Genomic DNA, 17,952 nt, shown 5'->3' with positions numbered 1-17,952 from the left:
AATAAATTAAGTTTTAGCAAAACTAAGGAAATATACGTGAGCGTGATAATGATTATCTTTGTTATTTAATATGAAGAAAAAAATTCTTATCGCTCCGCTGCATTGGGGAATTGGCCACGCAACACGATGCATTCCTATAATTAACTGGCTTATAGACAGTGATTTTGAGCCTATAATCGCCAGTGATGGTGCTGCTTTATTAATATTACAAAAGGAATTTCCAGAGTTAAAATGTATTGAATTACCAGCGTTTAATATTACATATCAAAAGACGGGATCGCACTTAAAATTAAAGCTCTTAACGCAACTACCACATATTATAAAAACATATAAAGCCGAAAGAAAAGCCATACAACACATTGTAAAAAACTATGCTATTGATGGTATAATATCGGACAGTAGATTTGGTATTTATTGCAAAACAATACCATCGGTTATTATCACCCATCAATTAAATGTTTTAAGTGGTAATACCAGTTATTTAAGTTCTAAACTCAATCAAATTCAACTTAAAAACTATGACCAAATTTGGGTACCCGATTTTAAAAGCGATACAAATTTAAGTGGCGCTCTTGGGCATCTCTCTAACAACAAGCGATTAAAGGTTAAATATATAGGTCCTTTAAGCAGGTTAACCAAAACTAAAGTAGAACCTAATTACGATTTAATGGTATTATTGTCTGGGCCAGAACCGCAACGCACGCTTTTAGAACAAAAACTTTTTGATGAGTTAAAAAATTATAACGGAACTATTCTTTTTGTAAAAGGAGTAATAGAAAATATACAAACCTGTGTGACTAAAAACCAGTTTACCATCTATAATTTTATGACGTCTGAAACTTTAGAAAAAGCTATAAACAGCAGTAAGTTAATTATTTCCCGTTCTGGTTACACCACTGTTATGGATTTAGCTGCGTTAGGAAAAAAAGCACTTTTTATACCTACACCAGGACAATTTGAACAAGAATATTTGGCCAAACGTTTTACAGAGTTGCAATTGGCATATTTTTGTACTCAAGAAGATTTTAAATTAAGTGAGATTGAAAAAGCAAAGCGTTTTAAAGGCTTAAATATAAACAATAGAAAACCAGATATAAAAGAGTTATTTAGCCTTTTCTAAAGTGAATGAAAATTCACTACCGACTCCAAATTCGCTTTCTACATAAATCTTTTCGTCGTGTGCCTCTATAATATGTTTAACTATTGCCAAGCCCAAACCAGAGCCTCCCACTTTTCTTGAACCGCTTTTATCTACACGATAAAAACGCTCAAATATTCTATGGATATTTTCTTTTTCAATCCCTTCGCCATTATCTGTTACACGCACTAAAATCTTATTTTTAATAAGGTTATTAATCCCAATTTCGGTTGTGCCTTTTTCTCGTCCGTATTTTATAGAGTTTGTGATAAGGTTAGTAACTACTTGTTCTATTTTTTCTTTATCTGCCTTTACATAAATAGGCTCGTAATCTATATCGAATGTTAGTGTAATTTTCTTTTTTGCTGCTTTCATTTCAAACAAATCGAATATACTTTTTACAAGATTAACAATATCAAACGTTTCAGTTTCAATACGTAATTCTCCAACCTCGTACTTAGTAATCATATCTAAATCTTTAACGATATAGATTAATCTCTCTACTCCTTTATTAGCACGCTCTAAGTATTTATCTCTTATTTTTTTATCTTGTGCAGCACCATCTATTAAGGTTTCTAAATATCCTTGAACAGTAAAAAGTGGTGTCTTTAACTCGTGAGACACATTTCCTAAAAATTCTTTTCGGTATTCTTCACGAATTTTTAAAGTTTCAATTTCTATTTTTTTGTCTCTGGCAAATCTATCTATTTCTTGAGTAAGCGTCGCCATATCTGTAGTAATGGGCTTCGCTCTAAATGTAGTCGCTTCTAACAACGTAAGATCATCGTATATTTTTTTGATACGTTTGTATATAAAATTTTGCGCACGATATTGAATAACAGCAAAAGATAAACCATAACAACCTGCAGCAAATAATAAAATATGCCACCATTTAACCAAATAGAAAACGTATAAAAAAACGCTCGTTGCGAGCGTTAATACTATGGTTATGTATAACGAGGTTTTAAAAGCAAATTTATAGGTTTTCTTTATTTCCATTCCATTAGTCTACAAATTTATAACCCACACCTTTCACGGTTTTAAACGATTTGTCTCCAATTTTCTCTCTTAGTTTTCTAATATGTACATCTATGGTTCTATCTCCAACAACAACTTCGTTTCCCCAAACTTTATTTAAAATATTCTCTCTTTTAAATACTTTTCCTGGTTTTGATGCTAATAAAGATAGTAATTCGAATTCTTTTCTGGGCAGAATAAGTTCTTTTCCTTTAATGGAAATTTTATACTCTTCTCTATTAATAACAATGTCTCCAATTACAAGATTTGGCGTACTGGTTTCTTCGGTTTTTAAGCGTCTAAGCAATGCTTTTACTTTACTAACCAGAACCTTTGGCTTAATTGGTTTTGTAATATAGTCATCTGCACCTGCGTCGAAGCCAGCAACTTGAGAATAATCTTCTCCTCTGGCTGTTAAAAATGTAATGATTGTATTTTTTAATTCTGGAATTTTCCTAATGTTTTCACAAGCTTCTATACCGTCCATCTCAGGCATCATAACGTCTAAGATAATAAGGTGAGGCTCTACAGCCTTCGCTTTTGCAACACCATCAAAACCAGTATTAGCAGTTGTTACTTGATAACCTTCACGAGTTAAATTATAACCTACAATTTCTAAAATATCCGGCTCATCATCTACAAGCAGAATTTTTATATCCTTTTTATTCATTTTACAACTCTATTTCTAAAGAGTAAAGATAAGATTAATCAGATAATTTAATATTAATTTGGAAATAGTAACATTAAGTTAATATTAGCATGTTGAAAATTTAACGTCTTTTTTATTGAAAATATCTTAATAACTCCAAAATGTTATCTTATAGTTAAAAAATTAATTCAAAAAGAATTAAATTATGCGAAAAGGCTTAATATTCATATATTTGGATATCTAAATTTAAAACAAAAATTATGAAAAAAATTTACTTTTTATTACTTACTTTTTTAATATCAGCTGTTTCTTTTGGACAAGGGACAATTGATTTTGATACTGATGCTAATTGGAGTCCATCACCAGGAGGTTATGGTGATTACACCTACACAGATGCAGCTTTAAATTTTACAGCTACAGGAATTGATGTTTTTAGAAATGGAACTGCTGATCAAGACGGGTTTCCCGGTGGATTTGGCACTTACTCTGTAAGATTACGTAATAATGCTTCAACCTCTTTAACAATGATGGTTACTTCGGGAGGTTTAGGAACATTTTCATTTCAAGCAAGAAGATGGGATGGAAGTCCTGCAACAAATTTTGTTGTAGAAACCACTACAGATAATGGTGCAAATTGGAACGCTTCTTCTGTAATAGATGGAACTGTAACTACAGATTCTGACTGGAAAACCATAACTGGTTCGATAAATAGTGCTAACCCTAATGTAGGTGTAAGAATTGTATCGGCTGGGACAACTGAAAGACTTATGGTAGATAATTTTACTTGGACCGGATTTGCGACTGCGTGTGGAGTTTCGTTTGGAGCAACAAGTTATACATGTAATACCAACACTGTTGGAGACAATAATGACTCTGTTACCATAAGCATACCCTACACAGGTATAGATGCAGGTATAACATCGGTTACTACAACTTCTGGAGGCACGGTTGCTGGAGATGATCCTTCGTCTGTAGCCAATGGAACAATTGTAATTACAGGTTTATCTGAAGGAGATGCATGGGATGTAGTATTAAATGGCGGTGATTGTGATACCATTTCTGCTTCTGGCGTTGTAGATGCAGCAGAATGTGACCCAGTTCCTAATACCTGTTTCGATTTAAGTATGGGAGCAGAAACTTTTGAAATAGTTACTGTTACGCCAAATACAGCAGGAGACGAATGGGAATTAAACTCTGGCACCTACAGTTTAAATGCATTTTGCGGAGGTGGATGTCAAGAAGCTATCGAGGCTTGGATGATTTTTGGGCCTTTAGACATGACTTCTGTTACAGATTTAAATTTAGCGCTTAATGCTGCTGAGAGTTTTGGTGTTACAGATTTAAATATTAATTACACTAGTGCTTATTCTGGCTGTCCGTCTTCAACAACATGGACAACTGCACAAACCTTAACAGATGGAGGTACATACAGTATTGATTTATCGGCAGCTTCTGGAACCGATGTATTTATTGGTATACAGTATTTAGATGATGGTGTAGATGGTTATTCTGGATGGAGTTTATCTAACGTAAATTTAGAAGCTTTTGGAACCTGCCCCACTTTAGGGACGAGACCAGTTTCAGATTGTGCTGTTTGTGATGTTATTTTAGGTGCTGAATCTTACACGTGTCTTTCTAATACAGATGGTGATAATAATGACCAAGTAATAATTAATATTCCTTACACAGGATCTGATAATACAATAACCTCAGTATCTACCACATCTGCAGGAACTGTAGGCGGTGACGATCCTGCTACTATTGCAGATGGTATAATAACTATTACTGGTTTAAGTGAAGGTTCTGCTTGGGATATTACTTTAAATGGAGGCGATTGCGATGGTACAACCTTATCTGGTACAGTACCAGCAGCAAATTGCGACCCTGTGTTTTTAATTATTAATGAAATTCATGCAGACCCAAGTAATGCTGCTGGAGATGTTGGCGATGCCAATGGTGATGGTACAGCAGATAGTAATGAAGATGAGTTTATCGAAATCTATAACTCTGGAACAACTGCAGTAGATTTAAGTGATTATGTAATTGCGGATGGAGTATCAGACAGACATATATTTCCTGCTGGAACTATTTTAGCTCCTAATAGCTTTATAACTGTATTTGGCGGTGGAACACCAACAAACATTGCGTTTATATCACAAACAGCTTCTACTGGACAATTAAGCTTAAATAATGGTGGTGATACTGTTACAATAAGAGACAATAATGATGTAGCCCTTGTAGTTGAAACTTATACCGCTGCTGGAAACAACCAATCTATTGCTCGTGCGCCAGACTTTACAGGCGCTTTTGTAGACCATACTACTATCATGACTAACATGGTATTATTTTCACCTGGAGCTAAAAATGATGGTACAACATTATCTGTAGAGACGTTTAACACAACTAGCTTCTCAATTTATCCAAATCCAACAAATACAGGATTTGTAAACATTACAACCACTTCTAACGAAGCAATTAATGTAACTGTTTTCGATATTTTAGGAAAACAAGTGTTATCGCAAACTATAAATAACCGTTTAAATGTTTCTAATTTAAACGCTGGAGTTTATATTTTAAAATTAAACCAAAATGGAGCAACAACTACCAAGAAGTTGGTAATTAAATAAGCTCAATATTAAGTTATTGTTAAAAGGCTGGTAAAAATTTACCAGCCTTTTTTTTATGCTTACATTCGCCACTTAATTTTAAAAAAACATATTATGAAAAAAATTTACTTTTTACTTTTTACATTAGTATTAACATGTAGCTTATCTGCACAATCTGTTTTTATTAATGAAATTCACTATGACAATGGTGGTGGAGATGTTAATGAAGCCGTAGAAATTGCAGGACCTGCTGGCACCGATTTAACAGGTTGGACAGTTGAGTTTTACAATGGTTCTAATGGAACGTTGTATGATACTATTACACTATCTGGAACTATTGATGACGAAGGCGCAGGTTTTGGTGCTGTATCTTTTGCTGGCCCAAGTGGTGGTATCCAAAATGGAGCTCCAGATGGTTTAGCATTGATAGATAATGGTACTGTAATCCAGTTTTTAAGTTACGAAGGTAGTTTAACGGCTATCTCTGGTGCAGCAATTGGTATGACATCTACAGACATTGGTGTTTCTGAGTCAGGTACAACACCAGTTGGAGAATCTTTACAACTTACTAATGGACCAGGAACGGATTATTCTGATTTTACATGGACTGGACCAATTGCAGAAACTCCTGGAACTTTAAACGTAGGACAGATATTTACACTTTCTGTACCGCAAAATGAAATTACAGAATTCTCAATATTCCCAAATCCTACTAATACAGGATTTGTAAACATTAATACAACTTCTAACGAAGCGATTAATGCAACTGTTTTCGATGTTTTAGGAAAGCAAGTATTATCTCAAACGGTAAATGACCGTTTAAATGTTTCTAATTTAAACGCTGGAGTTTATATTTTACATTTAAACCAAAATGGAGCGACAACTACTAAGAAATTAGTAATTAAATAAGCTTTCACAAATATAATCTTAAAAGAGCGTTGCCTACGGTAACGCTCTTTTTGTTTATTTTTGTGTGTTCTCGATACAGAAATTTTAAAAAAAATTTTCAATCGAAATAACAAATAAAATGATAGACACCAACAAGATCTTTAGTATTAAAACTGAAGCCGAATTCAACGATTTGGCCTTGCAGATTTTTAGATTTCAGTTTGAAAATAATGTTGTCTATCGTTCGTTTTGCGATTTGTTATACAAAAACCCGAGCGATATAAAACGGATTGAAGACATTCCGTTTTTACCTATTCAGTTTTTTAAGTCTCATAACGTGTTGAGTACTTCAGAAAAGATTATAAAAACTTTCTCAAGTAGTGGCACAACAGGAAATATAACAAGCAAACACCATATAACCAATATTTCTATTTACGAAAAGAGCTACAATAAAGCTTTTCATTCCTTTTATGGTGACATTAAAGATTATGTTATTCTTGCACTATTACCAAGTTATTTAGAGCGCGAAGGTTCTTCACTTATCTATATGGTTAATAGCTTGATAAAAAATTCTGAACACCCAGAAAGTGGCTTTTATCTCGATAATCTTTCAGCGTTAAGTAAAACACTAAAAAGATTAGATGCTGAAGGTAAAAAGATACTCCTCATTGGCGTTTCTTTTGCATTGTTAGATTTAGTTGAAGCGCATACATTTCGACTTAAAAACACCATAATAATGGAAACTGGCGGCATGAAAGGCAGACGAAAAGAACTTATTAGGCAAGAGCTTCACTCTGTTCTAAAAACCGGTTTTGGTGTAGGTTCCATACATAGCGAATATGGCATGACCGAATTACTTAGCCAAGCATATTCTAAAGGAGAAGGTGTTTTTAATTGCCCAAAATGGATGCGCATTATTACGCGTGATACCGAAGATGCTTTAACTATTTTAAACTCTGGAAAAACAGGAGGTATAAATATTATAGATTTAGCGAATATAAATTCTTGTTCTTTTATTGCAACTCAAGATTTAGGTCGTGTACAGAGCGATGGTACTTTCGAAATCATCGGACGCTTTGATACCAGCGACATTAGAGGTTGTAATCTTATGGTATTATAGTATAGAATTAAAAATAAAACCACCTCTTTAAATTATTCGTATATAAGACTGAAACGAGATATTAATAAATATTTTAGAATCTTAAAATAATTATTTGAAAGGTTTTAAAAAATATCTCGACTATGATTGAGAGCTATCACTAAAATATTTTGATAGCTATGAAAAAGAAAAATTAGTTTTAGTTGGTTGACTAATTTTTAGAAGTCCGTTTGCAGCTTTGCAATCGGGCTTCTTGTTTTTACAGGTACTAAAAAAAAGACCTCACAGGTTTCAAAAACTCTGCGAGGTCAACATTTTTACGATTTTAAATAATATTACACCACCTTTAAAATATAGGTGTTCTTTTTACCTTTATTTAATACTACGTACTTATCGTTTATTAAGTCTTGAGTTGTAATTTTATAATCTTCTTTTACTTTATTTTTGTTTACAGACACAGCATTTTCTTTTAAAGCACGTCTTGCTTCGCCATTACTTGCTAAAAAGTTAGTTTTTGCAGCAAGTGCTGCAATCATGTCCAACCCTTCATTTAAATCTGCCTGAGCAATGTCGGCTTGTGGTACACCTTCAAAAACATCTAAAAACAGTTTTTCGTCAAGCGTTCTTATTTCCTCATTAAAGTTTTTACTAAATAAAATGCCAGAGGCCTTCTCAGCGTTTAAAAAATCTGCTTCACTGTGAACAAAAGTGGTTACTTCCTGTGCTAATGTTTTTTGCAGAAGGCGTAAATGCGGTTGTTCTTTATGTTCAGCAATGCAATTATCTATAGCTGCTTTATCTAAAAAAGTAAAAATTTTAATATATTTTTCGGCATCTTCATCGGTTGTATTTAACCAAAACTGGTAGAATTTGTAAACCGAAGTCTTATCTGTATCTAACCAAATATTACCTCCTTCACTTTTACCAAACTTAGAACCGTCTGCTTTTGTAATTAATGGACAAGTCATGGCATAGGCTTTTGCCTGGTCCTCGCCATCGTGCATACGTCTCACCAATTCTGTTCCCGTAGTTATATTTCCCCATTGGTCGCTGCCTCCCATTTGTAATTTGCAACCCATGGTTTTATATAAATGATGAAAATCGTAACCCTGGATTAACTGGTAAGTAAATTCAGTAAAACTCATGCCAATACTACCTTCTTCCCCAGAAAAACGCTTTTTTACTGAGTCTTTAGCCATCATGTAATTTACTGTAATGCGCTTTCCTACGTCGCGTGCAAAATCGATGAAACTAAAATTCTTCATCCAATCGTAGTTATTTACTAAAACTGGCGCGTTTTTTTCAGAAGAATTAAAATCTAAAAAACGAGACAAAACAGACTTAATCCCAGCGACATTTTTAGCCAAGGTTTGTTCGTCTAATAAATTACGTTCATCGCTTTTTCCGGATGGATCTCCAATCATTCCAGTGGCTCCTCCAACCAAGGCAATAGGTTTATGGCCTGCTTTTTTTAAATGAACCAATAGAATAATTGGTACTAAACTACCAATGTGAAGCGAATCGCTTGTAGGGTCAAAACCAATATAGGCTGTTGTCATTTCCTTGTTTAATTGCTCTTCTGTTCCTGGCATGATGTCGTGCAACATACCTCTCCAACGTAATTCTTCTACAAATGTATTAGCCATTTTCTGCTTGGTTTTTATTTCTAATTGGCAAAGATAAAAATAGCTGTATAATTAACTTACAATATTGAATATTTATTACCTTCGAGATATGATTTTAGTTACAGGAGGAACAGGGTTAGTTGGCGCACATTTGCTATTTAAATTATTAGAAAACAAACAGATGGTTCGTGCTATTTACAGAACAGAAAAAAAGTTTAAAACAGTAAAACGTATTTTTTCATATTACACCAATGATACCGAAACACTTTTTAATAACATTGAATGGGTAAAAGCCGATTTAAACGATATTCCATCTTTAAATGAAGCATTTAAAGATATAACTACGGTTTATCATTGTGCAGCTTTTGTTTCTTTTGAACCAGATAAATTCGATTTGCTTCAAAAAACAAACATTGAAGGCACAGCAAATATTATTAATCTATGTATAGCCAAAAATGTAAAAAAACTTTGCTATACAAGTTCTATTGCAGCTATTGGAGAGCCAAAAGCTGGCGAAATTACTACCGAAAGTACGGCATGGAATCCTGAAATAGATAATAGTGTTTATGCCATTACAAAATATGGCGCAGAACTTGAGGTTTGGCGAGGTACGCAAGAAGGTTTAAATGCAGTAATTGTTAATCCTGGTGTTATTATTGGTCCTGGCATTTGGAACTACGGTAGCGGATCGCTAATTAAAACTGTACATAAAGGATTAAAATACTACACGAAAGGTAGCGTAGGAATTGTGTCTGTACACGATGTTGTAAACGCTATGATTGCACTAATGGGAAGTAATGTAAAAAATGAACGCTTTATCTTAGTCTCTAACAATTGGAATTATAAAACGTTTTTAACCTGTTGCGCTAATGCCTTAGGAGTAAGCGCACCAAAAAAAGAAGCGAAAAACTGGTTACTACAAATAGGTTGGCGTTTAGATTGGTTGTCGCATAAAATTACTGGAAAACGCAGAGTACTTACTAAGCAATTGGTCCATTCTTTATTATCGCAATCTCAATACGATGGCAACAAAATTACCACAACTGTTAATTTTAAATATTTAGATTTACATGAAGAAATAATAAAAACTTCCGAGCTTTTTTTAAAGGATAGTTAGTTTGTTTTTAATGGTGTTAAATCACCTTTTTCCATCATACCAGGTTTGGTGTTTTTATCGTAATTTTTACGTTTTTCTGCTTTTACTTTAGCACGATTAATAGAATCTTTAATTTCCTTTTCTCTTCTCTCTTTCTTTTCTTTAGCTTCATACTGATTGCGCAACATAGTTAAGCTATCCTTAACACGAGCGTATATGGCATCATACGTTTTAATATCAAAGGCATAATAAGTATTACTTTCTGCAAAAGTAGCACTGTCAATATTATTTTTTTTATAAATATATTCGGTTGGTAAAATACCGTTTTGTTCTAATTTACTTTTATTAACACCCTTTGCTGCAGACAAAACAGCCATGTCTACCAAGATATTAACCATCTTATCTTTAGAGATTAAGTTCTTGGGCTTTTCGGGTTTTTCAACCTTGTAACAAGCGCTTAAAACTAAAAGTGAAAATAAAATAGCAATCTGTTTTAGTTTCATCTGTCGAAGGTTAATTGTTTTCCGTATTTGGTATCGTAAAACTTAAAATTTTTATAAGCCAAACCACCATTTACAAAAGTATGAGAAATACGAGATTTAAACGTTGTACCTTCAAAAGGAGACCAACCACATTTATATAAAATATTATCTTTTTTTACTGTCCATGGGTTGTTTAAATCTACTACGACCAGATCTGCATAATACCCTTCTTTAATGAATCCTCGTTTTTCAACTTCAAATAAAATAGCGGGATTATGTGCCGTTTTTTCAACTATTTTTTCAATAGAAATTTGCCCACGATGGTGCATTTCTAAAAGTGCAGGTAAAGCATGTTGCACCAACGGTCCACCAGATGGTGCCTTTGTATATACATTGTCCTTTTCTTCTATGGTGTGTGGAGCGTGATCTGTTGCGATTACATCTATTCTACCATCTAATAATGCTTTTAGTAACTGGGCTCTATCCTTCTCGGTTTTAACAGCTGGATTCCATTTAATTAATGTTCCTTTTTCGTCGTAATCTTTATCGCTAAACCATAGGTGGTGAATACAAACTTCGGCGGTAATTTTCTTATCTTTTAGTGGTATTTTATTGGTAAACAATTCTGTCTCTTTACCTGTAGATAAATGAAAAACATGTAAACGTGCTCCCGTTTTTTTGGCTAATTCTATAGCTTTGGAAGATGATAAATAACAGGCATCCTCGCTTCTTATAATGGGATGTAAGTTAATAGGAATATCGTCTCCATAACGCTCCTTATATATTTGAGTGTTAGATTGTATTGTTGCTTCATCTTCGCAATGAACAGAAATAAGCAAGTTTGTACTGGAAAATATTTTTTCTATAATTTCTGGATTATCCACTAACATATTTCCTGTAGATGATCCTAAAAATAGTTTTAATCCTGCAACCTGTTTCGGGTTTACTTTTAAAATTTCGTCTAAATTATCGTTAGTACCACCAAACATAAACGAGTAATTGGCATAAGAGGTTGCTTTAGCAATGGCAAATTTTTCGTTTAGTTTTTCAATGGTTGTGGTTTGCGGATTGGTGTTTGGCATTTCTATAAAAGATGTAATACCACCTGCTATTGCAGCACGGGATTCTGTCTCAATAGTTGCCTTATGCGTTAAGCCTGGCTCTCTAAAATGCACTTGGTCATCTATCATGCCTGGAATTACGTACTTACCCTCTGCATCGAATATATTTACATCTGCCGATTTTGCACTTATGGATGTATCTATTTTAGCTATTTTTTCGCCTTCAATTAAAATATCTCCATTAAAAATGGTGCCTTCATTTACAATTTTGGCATTTTTAATAAGTGTTATTTTTTCGCTCATTATTTTAGTTATTGAATAAACTTTTAAATTTCATTGTAATTACTCCAAAAATAGCTTCAGAAATAATTCCAGAACTTAATTTCGATTGCCCTTTGGTTCTGTCTGTAAAAACCACAGGAACTTCCACAATTTTAAAACCTTTTAAATGGGCTTTAAATTTCATTTCTATTTGAAAAGCATAACCTATAAACTTTATACCTTCTAAATTAATACTTTCTAAAACAGATTTATGATAACAAATAAACCCAGCTGTGCTGTCTTTAATACGCATTCCAGTAATTAACCGTACATATAGCGACGCGCCATAAGACAGTATCATTCGGCCTAACGGCCAATTTACAACATTTACACCTTTTACATAGCGCGACCCTATACTTAATGCTGCCCCATCTTTGTAACAGGCATTGTACAATCTTATTAAATCTTTTGGATCATGAGAGAAATCTGCATCCATTTCAAAAATATACTCATACGCTCTTGCTAAACACCATTTAAACCCATGAATATAGGCTGTGCCTAAACCAGATTTTTGTTTTCGCACTTCTAAAAACAGAGTTTTTGGATACATTTGCTGGAGCGCTCGTACTTTTTCTGCTGTGCCATCTGGAGAATTATCGTCCACCACAAGAATATGAAACGCTTTTTCCTGATTAAAAACAGCTTTAATAATAGCTTCTATGTTTTCAATTTCGTTATAAGTTGGTATTATTACAACAGCGTCTTGCATTAACGGCATTTAGGTTTGGGACAAATGTACATATTTGCGTTTTAGTTTTTTGTAAATATTTCTTAATAAATGATGCACCTTCTTAAATATTTTGTAATAATTTTACCAGATGCTTAGAGAAGTCTTTTCTACCGAACTTTATACCCTATTACTTGTAATATGCCTTGCATTGGTAGCTTTAACTAAGCTTCTGTTTTCTAAACGGTTTCATGACTTTATTTTTTTGTTGTTTAATTTTCGCTATTTAAAAGTGTATGCACGTGAGCAAAAGTTTTTCGATGTATTTGAGGGCTTGTTATTTGTAAACTTTACGGTTGGATTAGCCATATTTATCTTATTGGCCTTTAACCTAGCAACACATATTTCTGAAACCGATTATTTGCTACTTACTAAATTGGCTTTTGGTATTGGTATCTTTATCGTGGGAAAGATTCTATTCGAGCGTTTAGTTAGTAGTTTTCTTAGTTTAGATCCAATAATCGACGTTTATATTTTTCACAAAATCAGTTATAAAAATTTTTTAGGATTATTATTAATCCCCATAAATGCACTTTTAATTTATACCATTTCCCCAACAAAAACCAGTATTTCCATATTCTTGATTATTCTATTAATAATCAATGTATCAGGAATTTTAATCTTTATTAAAGACAATCTTAAAACGATAAAAAAGGGTTGGTTTTATTTTATTTTGTACCTTTGCGCACTTGAAATTTCACCTTATCTCGTTTTGTATAAATTATTTACAATGCAATAAGGTCCTAAAAAAAGCTATTAACGTATGAAAGTGAAAACCATTTTAGTCTCGCAACCAGAACCTAAAATTGAGAATTCGCCTTATTTCGATTTGTCTCAAAAACACAAAGTTAAAATAGATTTTCGCCCTTTTATTCATGTAGAAGGTGTACCTTCAAAAGAGATTAGACAGCAAAAAATCGATCTTACAAAGTTTACAGCTATTGTTTTAACAAGTAGAAATGCTGTAGACCACTTTTTTAGAGTTGCCGAAGAAATGCGCTTTAAAGTACCAGACAGTATGAAATATTTTTGCCAGTCTGAAGCTGTTGCCTATTACCTTCAAAAATATGTTGTGTACAGAAAACGTAAAATTTACGTTGGTAAACGCACATTTACAGAATTATCACCTTTAATAAAAAAATATAAAGACGAAACGTTTTTATTGCCTGCTACCGATAAGCTAAAACCGGAAGTACCAGAAGTTTTAAACGGCTTAGGTGTTAACTGGAAAGAAGCAGTATTTTACAAAACCGTAATTAGTGATTTATCTGATTTAGAAAATGTTACTTACGATATATTGGTTTTCTTTAGCCCAAGCGGCATCGATTCTTTATTTCATAATTTCCCAGATTTCCAGCAAAACGAAACCAGAATTGCGGTTTTTGGAAACACTACAATTAAAGCTGTTGAGGCAAAAGGGCTAAGAGTAGATATTTCAGCTCCTACACCAGAAACGCCTTCTATGACTATGGCTTTACAGAAATATATAGACTCGGTTAACAAAAAATAAAAAAACTTAATTGTCATAAAAAAAAGGCTTCTTAACGTTAAGAAGCCTTTTTTTTATATTGATTTTTAATTAATAACCATATCGTTGCGGTCCACCACGTCTAATTTCTTCACTTGCATTAGCTTCAAACTGTTTAAAATTAGTTCTAAAAGCATTTGCCAATTTAAAAGCAGTATCATAATATGCTTTATCGTCGTTCCATGTTGCTCTTGGACTTAAAACCTCGCTAGGAACTCCAGGGCAACTTCTTGGTTGCGCTACTCCAAAAACCGAATGAATATGGTAATCGTCATAATTATATAGTCCTAAATCACCATTTAAAACAGCATTAATCATGGCACGCGTATATTTTAATTTCATACGTTTTCCAACACCATAAGATCCACCAGACCATCCTGTATTTACCAACCAGACGTTTACATTAGCATCCATCATTTTCTTACTTAACATCTCAGCATATTTTGTTGGGTGTAGCGGCATAAAAGGCGCGCCAAAACATGCAGAGAAAGAAGGCATTGGCTCTTTAACTCCTGCCTCTGTTCCTGCAACTTTAGCTGTGTAACCAGAAATAAAATGATAAGCCGCTTGAGCTGGAGTTAATTTTGAAATTGGAGGCAAAACTCCAAACGCGTCGGCTGTTAGGAAAAAGATGTTTTTAGGATTTTTACCTATTGAAGGTGTTCTAATATTTTCAATATGATGTATAGGGTAACTAACTCTTGTATTTTGTGTAATTGAGGTGTCTTCGAAATCGACTTCTCCTTTATCATTTAAGATAACATTTTCAAGAATGGCTCCCTTTTTAATAGCTTCGTATATTTCTGGTTCCTCCTCTTGAGAAAGATTTATCACCTTAGCATAACAACCACCTTCAAAATTAAAAACAGTGTTTTCTGCTGTCCAACCATGTTCATCATCACCAATCAGGCTTCTGTTTGGGTCTGTAGACAAAGTGGTTTTACCTGTTCCAGATAAACCAAAGAAAATAGCAGTATCTCCATCTTTCCCAACATTGGCACTACAATGCATTGGCAGTGTATTTTTAAATACCGGAAGAATAAAATTTAAAGCAGAGAAAATACCTTTTTTAATTTCTCCTGTATAACCCGTTCCACCAATTAGAGCTATTTTTCTTTCAAAATTTAATATTGCAAAATTGTGCTGGCGTGTTCCATCTTCTTCTGGATTAGCCATAAAGCCTGGTGCATTTACAACAGTCCATTCTGGAGAAAAATTTTCTAATTCAGTTTCTGTTGGTCTTAAAAACATGTTGTATGCAAACATGTTACTCCAAGGATATTCGTTTATAACACGAATATTAAGTTTATAGTTTTCATCTGCACAAGCGTAGCTATCTCTAACAAACACTTCTTTTTCAGACAAATACTCTGTTACTTTTTTGTATAACTTATCAAATTTATCGGTATCAAAAGGAATATTAATTTTGCCCCACCAAACGCGATCTTTGGTAATATCGTCTTTTACAATAAAACGATCCATTGGAGAGCGCCCAGTAAATTCACCTGTGTTAACGGCTAAAGCACCAGAAGAGGCTTCTACCCCTTGTCCTTTTTCTAATGTAATGTCGTGTAATTTTTCAGGAGATAATTGGTATCGAACAGTAGCATTCTTAATACCGTATTTTTCTAACGAAATCGTTTTCGTAGATTGTGTATGGTTTACCATAATTTAGTATGTTGTTTTAGGCTACAAAATTACAAATTATTCTAAGATTTAACTAGCTATGAACGTTAATTCTTATTCTTTTTTACAATGTTTATTAACAATATTAACCAAGCTAAAATAAATAACACACCTCCTATTGGTGTAATAAAACCTACCACTTTAAAGTTGAAAACTGTTAGGGTATTAGTAGCTAATGCATAAATAGAACCCGAAAAGAAAAGGACACCAAAGCCAATTAAATAGAATATTGCTTTTTTTGCTTTTACCGAAATAACCTCTAAATTTCCTACAAGTAAGAGTAATAAAGCATGATACATTTGGTAACGTACACCTGTTTCAAAAGACTGAAAAGAATCTACACTAATTTTAGGTTTTAATCCATGAGCTGCAAAAGCACCAATTACAACCGCTAAAAGACCTAAAACAGTACCTAATAATAATATCTTTTTGTTCATATATAATTGTGGTTAGAGTTTAAATAATGTTTGCATTTTAGTACATTCGTCGAAACAAAATTAGGCAACAAATTCCATTATGAGAAACATTTTAGTTATTGGTTCGGGAAAATCTGCATCCTACTTGATTAAATATCTTTTAGACAAATCCGAAACCGAAAATTTACATATTACTGTTGGAGATTTAGAAATAGGTCATGCATCGAAACTTATTGGTAATCATGCTAATGCAACAGCAATAATATTAGATGTTTTTAACGAAAAATCAAGAGTGGAAGCCGTTAAGGCAGCAGATATAGTAATCTCAATGTTACCTGCACGATTTCATATAGAGGTTGCAAAAGATTGTATTACCTATGGTAAAAATATGGTAACTGCCTCTTATGTTAGCGACGAAATGCAGGCTTTACATACAAAAGCTAAAAATAAAGGCTTGGTGTTTATGAATGAGATTGGCGTAGATCCTGGTATTGACCACATGAGTGCCATGCAGGTAATAGACCGTGTGGAAGCCGAAGGTGGAAAAATGATTTTATTCGAATCCTTTACAGGAGGACTTGTTGCGCCAGAAAGCGATACTAACCTATGGAATTACAAGTTTACCTGGAACCCAAGAAATGTGGTATTGGCAGGACAAGGTAGTGCTGCTAAGTTTTTACAGGAAGGCGCCTATAAATATATTCCGTACAATAGATTATTTCGCAGAACAGAGTTTTTAGAAGTCGATGGATTTGGACGTTTCGAAGCTTATGCCAATCGCGATTCTTTAAAATACCAAAATATCTATGGTCTCGACGATGTTAAAACCCTATATCGTGGTACTATTCGTCGTGTTGGTTTTAGCCGTGCATGGCAGGTTTTTGTTGTTTTAGGTATGACGGACGATAGTTACACTATAGACGATAGTAAAAACATGAGCTATCGCGATTTTGTAAATTCATTTTTACCCTATAGTCCAACAGATTCTGTAGAATTAAAATTCAGGCACGCCTTAAAAATTGACCAAGACGATGTTATTTGGGATAAATTTGAAGAGCTTGACATTTTCAGTCCAACAAAAATGGTAGCACTCGATAAAGCTACACCAGCACAAATTTTACAAAAAATTTTAATGGACAGCTGGACCTTAGACCCTCAAGACAAAGACATGATTGTTATGTACCATAAATTTGGTTACGAGCTTAACGGTAAAAAACACCAAATAGATGCAACTATGGTTGCATTAGGCGAGGATCAAACCTATACAGCAATGGCAAAAACCGTAGGTTTGCCAGTTGCAATCGCTGCATTGGCGATACTTAACAAAAAAATTACCACTCCAGGTGTTTTAAGGCCTATTACAAAAGAAGTTTACCAGCCTATTTTAGAAGAACTGGAAAGCTTTGGTATTACATTTAAAGAAAAAAAAGTACCCTATTTAGGTTATAATCCATTACACCTGTAATTTTTAGGGCGTTACTACTATTTGCAAAAAAGCAAATAGCAGTCAGGCTATACACTGTATCTTTTTTTGCCATATATGGCAGCAAAAAAAGGATGCCGTTTCCATCCTTAACGCAAATGCAAGTGTATAGCGATTAACTAAAGTTTCA

At 33.6% G+C, this 17,952-nt stretch carries 16 protein-coding genes; 8 read left to right on the top strand and 8 right to left on the bottom strand.

Translation table 11 applies throughout. The annotated features are described in order from the left end of the window. The first annotated feature begins 70 nt into the window (after positions 1 to 70). A complete protein-coding gene (locus ACVC43_RS12860) occupies positions 71 to 1,120 on the top strand; it encodes a glycosyltransferase (RefSeq protein WP_452224941.1) in 1,050 nt (349 codons plus the stop codon). Here ACVC43_RS12860 and ACVC43_RS12855 read toward each other — a convergent pair. Continuing rightward, the gene (locus tag ACVC43_RS12855; RefSeq protein ID WP_452224940.1) at positions 1,103 to 2,137 is read right to left on the bottom strand and encodes a sensor histidine kinase; all 1,035 of its coding nucleotides are present in this window, start codon (positions 2,135 to 2,137) and stop codon (positions 1,103 to 1,105) included. The genes ACVC43_RS12860 and ACVC43_RS12855 overlap by 18 nt on opposite strands. A 4-nt stretch (positions 2,138 to 2,141) precedes the next feature. Next, positions 2,142 to 2,825 carry a response regulator transcription factor gene (locus tag ACVC43_RS12850; protein WP_452224939.1) on the bottom strand — a complete coding sequence of 228 codons (684 nt, stop codon included), beginning with the start codon at positions 2,823 to 2,825 and terminating at the stop codon, positions 2,142 to 2,144. Positions 2,826 to 3,064: 239 nt separating this feature from the next. On the opposite strand from ACVC43_RS12850, the gene ACVC43_RS12845 reads away from it, so the two are divergent. From ACVC43_RS12845 to ACVC43_RS12835, 3 genes are all read left to right on the top strand, one after another. Next, positions 3,065 to 5,431 carry a lamin tail domain-containing protein gene (locus ACVC43_RS12845; RefSeq protein ID WP_452224938.1) on the top strand — a complete coding sequence of 789 codons (2,367 nt, stop codon included), beginning with the start codon at positions 3,065 to 3,067 and terminating at the stop codon, positions 5,429 to 5,431. 93 nt (positions 5,432 to 5,524) lie between these two features. After that, positions 5,525 to 6,319 carry a T9SS type A sorting domain-containing protein gene (locus ACVC43_RS12840; RefSeq protein ID WP_452224937.1) on the top strand — a complete coding sequence of 265 codons (795 nt, stop codon included), beginning with the start codon at positions 5,525 to 5,527 and terminating at the stop codon, positions 6,317 to 6,319. A gap of 118 nt (positions 6,320 to 6,437) precedes the next feature. Further along, entirely contained in the window at positions 6,438 to 7,418 is a 981-nt protein-coding gene (locus tag ACVC43_RS12835) for a LuxE/PaaK family acyltransferase (protein ID WP_452224936.1), read from the top strand. A gap of 314 nt (positions 7,419 to 7,732) precedes the next feature. Here the strand turns inward: ACVC43_RS12835 and tyrS are convergent, their stop codons facing one another. Continuing rightward, positions 7,733 to 9,043, bottom strand: coding sequence for a tyrosine--tRNA ligase (tyrS, locus tag ACVC43_RS12830; protein WP_452224935.1), 1,311 nt, complete (start codon positions 9,041 to 9,043; stop codon positions 7,733 to 7,735). Between the two features lie 88 nt (positions 9,044 to 9,131). Here tyrS and ACVC43_RS12825 point away from each other — a divergent pair, with 88 nt between their 5' ends. Beyond that, on the top strand, positions 9,132 to 10,139 hold the full coding sequence (locus ACVC43_RS12825) for an NAD-dependent epimerase/dehydratase family protein (RefSeq protein ID WP_452224934.1): 1,008 nt from the start codon (positions 9,132 to 9,134) through the stop codon (positions 10,137 to 10,139). On the opposite strand, the gene ACVC43_RS12820 is transcribed toward ACVC43_RS12825, so the two are convergent. Genes ACVC43_RS12820 through ACVC43_RS12810 form a run of 3 tightly spaced genes read right to left on the bottom strand, consistent with a single transcriptional unit; the run spans position 10,136 to position 12,691 of the window. Further along, the gene (locus ACVC43_RS12820) at positions 10,136 to 10,621 is read right to left on the bottom strand and encodes a DUF4296 domain-containing protein (RefSeq protein ID WP_452224933.1); all 486 of its coding nucleotides are present in this window, start codon (positions 10,619 to 10,621) and stop codon (positions 10,136 to 10,138) included. The two genes, ACVC43_RS12825 and ACVC43_RS12820, sit on opposite strands and share 4 nt — an antisense overlap. After that, positions 10,618 to 11,964 carry a dihydroorotase gene (locus tag ACVC43_RS12815; RefSeq protein WP_452224932.1) on the bottom strand — a complete coding sequence of 449 codons (1,347 nt, stop codon included), beginning with the start codon at positions 11,962 to 11,964 and terminating at the stop codon, positions 10,618 to 10,620. The genes ACVC43_RS12820 and ACVC43_RS12815 overlap by 4 nt, the downstream gene beginning before the upstream one ends. Before the next feature lie 4 nt (positions 11,965 to 11,968). Continuing rightward, the gene (locus tag ACVC43_RS12810; RefSeq protein ID WP_452224931.1) at positions 11,969 to 12,691 is read right to left on the bottom strand and encodes a polyprenol monophosphomannose synthase; all 723 of its coding nucleotides are present in this window, start codon (positions 12,689 to 12,691) and stop codon (positions 11,969 to 11,971) included. Positions 12,692 to 12,800: 109 nt separating this feature from the next. Here ACVC43_RS12810 and ACVC43_RS12805 point away from each other — a divergent pair, with 109 nt between their 5' ends. Both ACVC43_RS12805 and ACVC43_RS12800 read left to right on the top strand, forming a co-directional pair. Next, complete coding sequence (locus tag ACVC43_RS12805; RefSeq protein WP_452224930.1) at positions 12,801 to 13,448, top strand: DUF4271 domain-containing protein; 648 nt, start codon at positions 12,801 to 12,803, stop codon at positions 13,446 to 13,448. A 24-nt stretch (positions 13,449 to 13,472) separates the two neighbouring features. After that, entirely contained in the window at positions 13,473 to 14,219 is a 747-nt protein-coding gene (locus ACVC43_RS12800) for a uroporphyrinogen-III synthase (RefSeq protein WP_452224929.1), read from the top strand. 69 nt (positions 14,220 to 14,288) lie between these two features. Here ACVC43_RS12800 and pckA read toward each other — a convergent pair whose 3' ends face one another. Then, on the bottom strand, positions 14,289 to 15,905 hold the full coding sequence (gene pckA / locus ACVC43_RS12795) for a phosphoenolpyruvate carboxykinase (ATP) (protein WP_452224928.1): 1,617 nt from the start codon (positions 15,903 to 15,905) through the stop codon (positions 14,289 to 14,291). A 65-nt stretch (positions 15,906 to 15,970) separates the two neighbouring features. After that, positions 15,971 to 16,360 carry a DUF423 domain-containing protein gene (locus tag ACVC43_RS12790; RefSeq protein ID WP_452224927.1) on the bottom strand — a complete coding sequence of 130 codons (390 nt, stop codon included), beginning with the start codon at positions 16,358 to 16,360 and terminating at the stop codon, positions 15,971 to 15,973. Positions 16,361 to 16,439: 79 nt separating this feature from the next. Between ACVC43_RS12790 and ACVC43_RS12785 the strand changes: the two genes are divergently transcribed. Further along, entirely contained in the window at positions 16,440 to 17,804 is a 1,365-nt protein-coding gene (locus ACVC43_RS12785; protein ID WP_452224926.1) for a saccharopine dehydrogenase family protein, read from the top strand. Positions 17,805 to 17,952 lie beyond the last annotated feature (148 nt).

The sequence above is a fragment of the Lacinutrix chionoecetis genome (assembly GCF_053604665.1).
Note: the sequence above shows the minus strand (reverse complement) of the source record. Positions and strands in the feature narration are given on the sequence as shown.